This is a genomic window from Siphonobacter sp. (genome assembly GCF_048595215.1).
Taxonomy (GTDB): domain Bacteria; phylum Bacteroidota; class Bacteroidia; order Cytophagales; family Spirosomataceae; genus Siphonobacter.
The window spans coordinates 59,532-65,536 of sequence record NZ_JBMDWJ010000261.1 but is presented as its reverse complement, the minus strand read 5'-3'; the positions used below and the strand labels follow the sequence as shown (position 1 = coordinate 65,536).

Here is a 6,005-nt window from a genome sequence, read left to right as displayed (position 1 = left end):
ACCCCAGGGCCCACTGGATCCGTTTCGGAGTCAGCCTACCCGTTTTGACCAGGGAGATTTGACTGGCCATCATTCCCAGGTACAGGATGGTTTCGAGTAAAATCATCGGCCATTCTTCGGAAAAATAGGGCATTACGTAATAGATAGGAAATCCTAGTTCATTATAAAACAAAGGATAATACGCTAATCCTCCCAGACAATTAAAGGTCTGAAAACCCAGTGTACACAGGAGCTGAATCCATCGTAGTAGCCCATCGGTGCTTCTTAAGCACCGTAAGTTCTTCGGTTGGAACGCGTTAAACGCGTATGCCTTTGGCATGACGGAAAGGTCTTGTTTTGCACAAACCTCGGTCCTGTACTCCGCGTATGCTTTTACAAATGTTAAAAAGTTATGGCCGATACGAAGCCCGGATCCGGCTCAGTGTTACCTGCGTAACGCCCAGGTACGAGGCAATCAAGTGCAAGGGTACTCGCTGTAGAATAGCGGGAAATTGTTCAAGCAATAGAGCATACCGTTCTTCCGCCGTATGAAAAGCAAAAAGTTTCATACGTTCATCGAGTCGCAGATAATTTTCGGTAATCATCAATCGGCCCAGACGTTCGGTAGCGGGGTGTTGAGCGAAGAGCCACTCAATATGGGCGTTTGAGATCCTACAGACCTGCGAATCTTCCAGCATTTCGATCCAGTACTCACTGACCTGACCGGTAAAAAAGCTATCAATCGCACTGATGATTTGGCCCTCGAAACCAAACCAGGCCGTAATCTCCTGATCGTTGCGGTAATAGAATACCCGCCCCAGCCCTCGTTCGATGTAATGAAAGTGCGTACACACCTCCCCCGCCCGCAAGAGCAGCGTACATTTCGCAAAGGTCTGTCGATGGATAATCTGAGCAATGGCCTGCCGTGCTGTATCCGGTAAGTCCGGTGTGAGTTGTGAGACGTAGACCTCAAACGATTGCATACTGAATTATTTTCCTTTGGCTGCCGTCAGCATTTCTTCCGCCATCGGTTTCAGATTGCTTCCGGGATAATTCTGAATAAAATCATTAAGAGCTTTTCGGTACGCCTCCGCATTCTGGGTTTTCGCCATCAGCATCGCTTTCAGCAGGGCGAATTTATCTTCGAGTGCATTTCCCGCGTAGGCTTGCAACCCACGTTCGGTTTGGGATAAGGCATTCGTATAATCGCCCTGACGGTAGGTTTCGTAGGCCTGAGCGTACAGATTCTGGGCTTCCGATTCAGCTCCTGCCGTCAAAGGGGTCAGGCTGCTGCGGTTGATCAGACGAACATAATACGAATCCGGAAATTTCTGGAATAGACGATTTTTGTACTCCGCCTGCCGAGGTGTTCCTTCGGTAGCTAGATAGAGCAAATACAGCGTCTCAGATTCGTACTGCGTTCTGGGGAAGAGCGTCAGTAACTGTTCAAAGGTTTCAATGGCTTTCTGATTTTCATTCAGCGTCAATCGGTACAATTTGCCCAATTCAAAATAAGCCAATTCCTGTTTTTTACGCGAAGCATCCAGGGCTTCCGGCGTAAATGGAATCGTCTTTTTCATACTTTCGACTTCGGCCTGTACAGGCGAAACCGCCTGAGTAGCCTGGGGATTGGAGGGGTCCGCAGTCCCTTGCTGACGTACAGCGGTGATGTTCGAATTATCCGACGTCAGGGAGGTTTCCTTGGTCAACCGCCGCCAGTTATCTTCCAGCTTTCGGGTACCCCATTTCTCCTGAAACTCCTGTTTACCCCGTTGCACCGAATTAGGGTTGTAAAAGTACCAGACATTGGAGGCCTGTACATTATCCGGCTGAATACCCGACGCCGCCAGCATTTGTTCCTGCCGGGCCCGGGCAGCTTTTTCCTCGGCCAGTCGTTTTTCGGCGGCTTCCTTCGCCTGACGATCGCTTACCACCTTCTCCAGGTACTTGTCGAGCTGGGTAGGATTCATCGCCGCCAGTTTTTGCAGGCTGTCTTCTGTTTTGATGACTCGTAAGTGCATGACAAACTGATCGAGCCCCCGTTTTTTCTCCGTAATCTGGGCCAGATTACCCAGGTTGCGGGGTCTGAGTTGCACCGTACTATCGTAGTACATTTGAGCACTTTCGTAATCCTGTAGCGGGTCGTAACTCAAATCCGCAATCCGCAGATAGACCGCCGCCAGTTGTTCCGGTTTCTGAGCAGCCAGACTGGCGGCTTTTTTGTAGTAGGGAATGGCTTCACGGATGTGGCCCCGCCGCTCCTCGTAAGAACCCATGGCAAAATAAATCTGGTCCTGTAAATCGGCATTTTTCCGATCCCGCAGCATACGGTTGAAACTCACCTTCGGATCCTGATTGGGCTGATTAAGCAGTGAGTTCAGCCGGGCGTAGAACGACAGATCATAATTAGGACGATTCCGCTGAACGGCTGCGTACTGGCTCATAGCCTTGGCTGGCTTATCCGTTAGTTCATACAACTGTCCCAACGCATAGTATACCCGAGCCTTCTTGTCATTTTTAGGCATCATGGGTAAGCTCTCTTCCAGAATGGCAGCGGCTACAGCGTATTCCCGACGTTGCTGGTGCAAGTAGGCCTTGGTCAGGTAATAATCCAGGGTTTCACTTTTGGATAAGGGCAGGTTACGCACGACATCCGCCACCCGTAACGCTATGTTATACTCCCCATCTTCCGTATACGCCCGCATTAAACCAATCAAAGCGGCCGAGCGAGCGTTGCCATCGGGATAATTCGTGTTGATGTACTTGAAGGTTTCAATGGCGTTGCGAATGTCACCCTGTTGCAAACGAGCTTGCCCGAGCACCAGATACGCATCGTCCAGGTATTTAGCATTTTGGTGACGCTCGGCTACTAACGAAGCTTTTTTAATCACCGACGCCAGTTCATTGGTTACCAGCAAAGCCGCCTGCGAATCGATCGGTACTAAAACCGGAAGCAGGGCCGCATAGTTATCTCGTCGGTTAGCAAAAATGGTTTTATTGGCCTCTCCTAGCAGTTCCTGAGCCTGTAATAAGGCGTTGTACTTAGAAGTCAGGTTGTGAAAAGCCACATTCGCCGGGGCCGTAGAATGCTGCGTACAGCTAATCATCCCGAGCAAAAAAAGTACTAGAAAGCTATAACGATACAATGGAGTTGGCATGGATCAAACGCAGAGTCGAACCTAAAAACGTGGAATTAGGCTCATATTTTATGCCAAGTTCGTAAATTCCTCTCAAAAAATTGAGATAAGTCGCTAAGCCGCATGTACTATGGAAAATGAAGAACGAAATTTTAATCCCTACATCCGGTATACGGGTCTGGCCATGCAAATGCTGGTCACGATTGGCGTAGGTGTTTTTTTAGGGCTGAAGCTCGACGAATGGGTCGGTACCAAAACGCCCTGGTTTACCATTGGCTGTTCGCTATTTTTTATTGCAGCCGCTCTAATTTCGCTCATTCGAGGGCTACCTAAAACCTAAAAACGCAGCCATTGAAACCTGGAAAAGCGGTAGGAGAACTTTTTTCAAAGCCTTACCTTTGCAGGCTGGTATTAATCAAACCCCGACATGTGGCGAACCCTGCTGCCCGTACTTCTCGTAGGAATTGTATTTTTTCTAGCTCCTCGATTGGGGCTTCAGGCCTGGATACACCCCAATAGCTGGGATATGCTGGCCTTTTTTGCCTGCCTGGGTTTTCTCAATTATCGGCTTGTCAAATGGGGATTAGCTGACAATGGCGATAAATTCGTTAACTTTTACCTGGGCAGCATGGTATTGCGGATGATTTTGAGTTTTGTATTCCTAATCGTCTACTTTTTTTTAGGTACCCTTGCCATCAAGCACTTCATTCTTCAATTTTTTGTACTCTATTTATTTTTCGCAGGTTTTGAAATTGCGGGCGTGTATAGTAACTTGCGGCACTTTTCGGAGAAAAAGCCCTGAAATCCCTACGTGATGAGCCGCAATCGATCGTTTAAAGTCTTTGCAATCAGTATTTTATCTTTTGCTCTTTCTGTTTTTAGCTCGCAAGCCGTTTTTGCTCAGCATGAGCACGAAGGCCATGCAGAAGCTACCCATGAGCATGGAAAAACGGAAGAATTTAACCCTGGTCAAACGATTCTTCACCACGTAGCCGATGAGCACCAGTGGCACCTGGCTACGATTGGCGAATCACACTTTGCTATTCCGCTTCCGGTTATTCTGTACACGCCTACCCGGGGGCTTAACATCTACTCCTCGAACGCATTCTACCATGGTTCAGGCGAGCATGATGGATTCCATTTACATCATGAGCATTTCACGTCAGAAGATGGATCACACGTTTATGATTTTTCCATTACCAAGAACGTAATGTCGCTGATCATTAGTGTGGTGCTTCTGATCACCATTTTCTCGATTGTGAAAGGTGGCTACGCCAAACGTCAGGGTAAAGCTCCTAAAGGTCTGCAATCGGCTCTGGAACCCTTCATCATCTTTATTCGTGATGAGGTAGCTAAAAACTATATCGGCGAAAAGCACTACCGTCGCTTCTTGCCTTATCTATTAACCGTTTTCTTTTTCATCTGGATTAACAACCTGCTGGGTCTGTTGCCAGGTGCCGCTAACGTAACGGGTAACATCGCCGTAACGCTTACGCTGGCCGTATTGACGTTTATCGTCGTAAACTTCAACGGTCGCAAAGCCTACTGGACGCACATTTTCGCCATGCCCGGTGTACCGAAATGGATGCTGATCGTGATGACGCCCGTTGAAATTGTCGGGATGATGATGAAACCCTTCTCGCTGATGGTTCGTCTTTTCGCGAACGTTACGGCCGGTCACATCATTCTGCTGAGCTTACTGAGCTTGATTTTCATTTTCAAATCAGCGGCTCTGAGTGTAATCGTAGGTCCCTTTACGGTATTCATGACGATGATCGAGCTGCTAGTAGCGGTGCTACAGGCGTATATCTTCACCGTTCTTACGGCCAGTTACATTGGAGCCGCCGTTGAAGAGCACCACCATGATGATCATCATTAATAGCGTCTTTGCTTGCTCTTTACAGTCTTTTTTAAATACATTCTTTGTTTCACTTTAATAAATAAAACAGTCATGTTGACTACTCTCTTACAAGTTGCTCAAGAAGGTGGACTTTCATTAGCATACCTTGGTGCGGCAATCGGTGCAGGCTTAGTGGCTATTGGTGCAGGTCTGGGTATCGGTCGTATCGGTGGTACTGCCATGGAAGCTATCGCTCGTCAGCCTGAAGCTTCTGGAAAAGTACAAGGTGCGATGTTGATCGTAGCTGCTTTCGTGGAAGCCGTTGCCCTGTTCGGTGCGGTAATCTGTCTTCTCGTAGCTGTGAAGTAATTCACAACTCGAGCCGAAATTCTGACATCAGGCCCGGCTTGCATTAGGTGACCGGGCCCGATGTTCTTTCCAGTGAAACAAACAAAGAAATAGGCATTCGCCGTATTTGATTTTTCAACCCAAACTAGTTCCAACGTCATGGACTTAATTACCCCTAGTCTTGGTCTGATTTTCTGGCAGTTGGTTTTCTTTCTGCTCCTGGTTTTCGTGTTGGGCAAATATGCCTGGAGACCGATCCTGTCGAGCCTGAACGAACGCGAAAAGTCGATTGAAGACGCTATCGAACTTGCCAAGAAAACGCGTAATGAAATGGCTCAGCTTAAAGCTGACAACGATCGGGCGAAAGCCGATGCCATCATCGAACGCGATGCGATCCTGAAACAGGCTCGCCAGACGGCTGAGAAAATGATTGCCACGGCAAAAAATGAAGCCGCTCAGGAAGCCAAAGCTGAAATCGAAAAGGCTCGTAAAGCCTTCCGCGAAGAGCAGGCTGCTGCGGTAGCGAAACTGAAAGGCGAGACTTCTAAGATCGCTCTGGAGATTGCTGAAAAGGTACTTCGTCGCGAATTATCTGACAAGACTTCTCAGGAAGTACTGGTAAATGATTGGCTGAAAGACGCCAAATTGAACTAATTACGTACTACGGCGACAAAGCCGTCGTTATAAATACGTATTATCAC

At 48.0% G+C, this 6,005-nt stretch carries 7 protein-coding genes; 5 read left to right on the top strand and 2 right to left on the bottom strand.

Annotation, left to right across the window (positions count from 1 at the left end; genetic code table 11):
• Positions 1 to 389: 389 nt before the first annotated feature.
• Together ACOJTG_RS16345 and ACOJTG_RS16340 are read right to left on the bottom strand one after the other, a co-directional pair.
• Complete coding sequence (locus ACOJTG_RS16345; protein WP_420154804.1) at positions 390 to 962, bottom strand: Crp/Fnr family transcriptional regulator; 573 nt, start codon at positions 960 to 962, stop codon at positions 390 to 392.
• Between the two features lie 6 nt (positions 963 to 968).
• Complete coding sequence (locus tag ACOJTG_RS16340; protein ID WP_420154803.1) at positions 969 to 3,086, bottom strand: tetratricopeptide repeat protein; 2,118 nt, start codon at positions 3,084 to 3,086, stop codon at positions 969 to 971.
• A 160-nt stretch (positions 3,087 to 3,246) separates the two neighbouring features.
• Between ACOJTG_RS16340 and ACOJTG_RS16335 the strand changes: the two genes are divergently transcribed.
• From ACOJTG_RS16335 to atpF, 5 genes are all read left to right on the top strand, one after another.
• Positions 3,247 to 3,456 (top strand): AtpZ/AtpI family protein, encoded by a 210-nt coding sequence (locus ACOJTG_RS16335; protein WP_094814985.1) that lies wholly within the window; start codon positions 3,247 to 3,249, stop codon positions 3,454 to 3,456.
• An 87-nt stretch (positions 3,457 to 3,543) separates the two neighbouring features.
• Complete coding sequence (locus tag ACOJTG_RS16330; protein ID WP_420154802.1) at positions 3,544 to 3,918, top strand: hypothetical protein; 375 nt, start codon at positions 3,544 to 3,546, stop codon at positions 3,916 to 3,918.
• A gap of 12 nt (positions 3,919 to 3,930) precedes the next feature.
• Complete coding sequence (gene atpB, locus ACOJTG_RS16325; protein WP_102201215.1) at positions 3,931 to 4,995, top strand: F0F1 ATP synthase subunit A; 1,065 nt, start codon at positions 3,931 to 3,933, stop codon at positions 4,993 to 4,995.
• A gap of 72 nt (positions 4,996 to 5,067) precedes the next feature.
• A complete protein-coding gene (gene atpE / locus ACOJTG_RS16320; RefSeq protein WP_102201216.1) occupies positions 5,068 to 5,325 on the top strand; it encodes an ATP synthase F0 subunit C in 258 nt (85 codons plus the stop codon).
• A 138-nt stretch (positions 5,326 to 5,463) separates the two neighbouring features.
• Positions 5,464 to 5,958, top strand: a complete 495-nt coding sequence (gene atpF / locus ACOJTG_RS16315) for a F0F1 ATP synthase subunit B (RefSeq protein ID WP_420154801.1) — start codon at positions 5,464 to 5,466, stop codon at positions 5,956 to 5,958.
• Positions 5,959 to 6,005 lie beyond the last annotated feature (47 nt).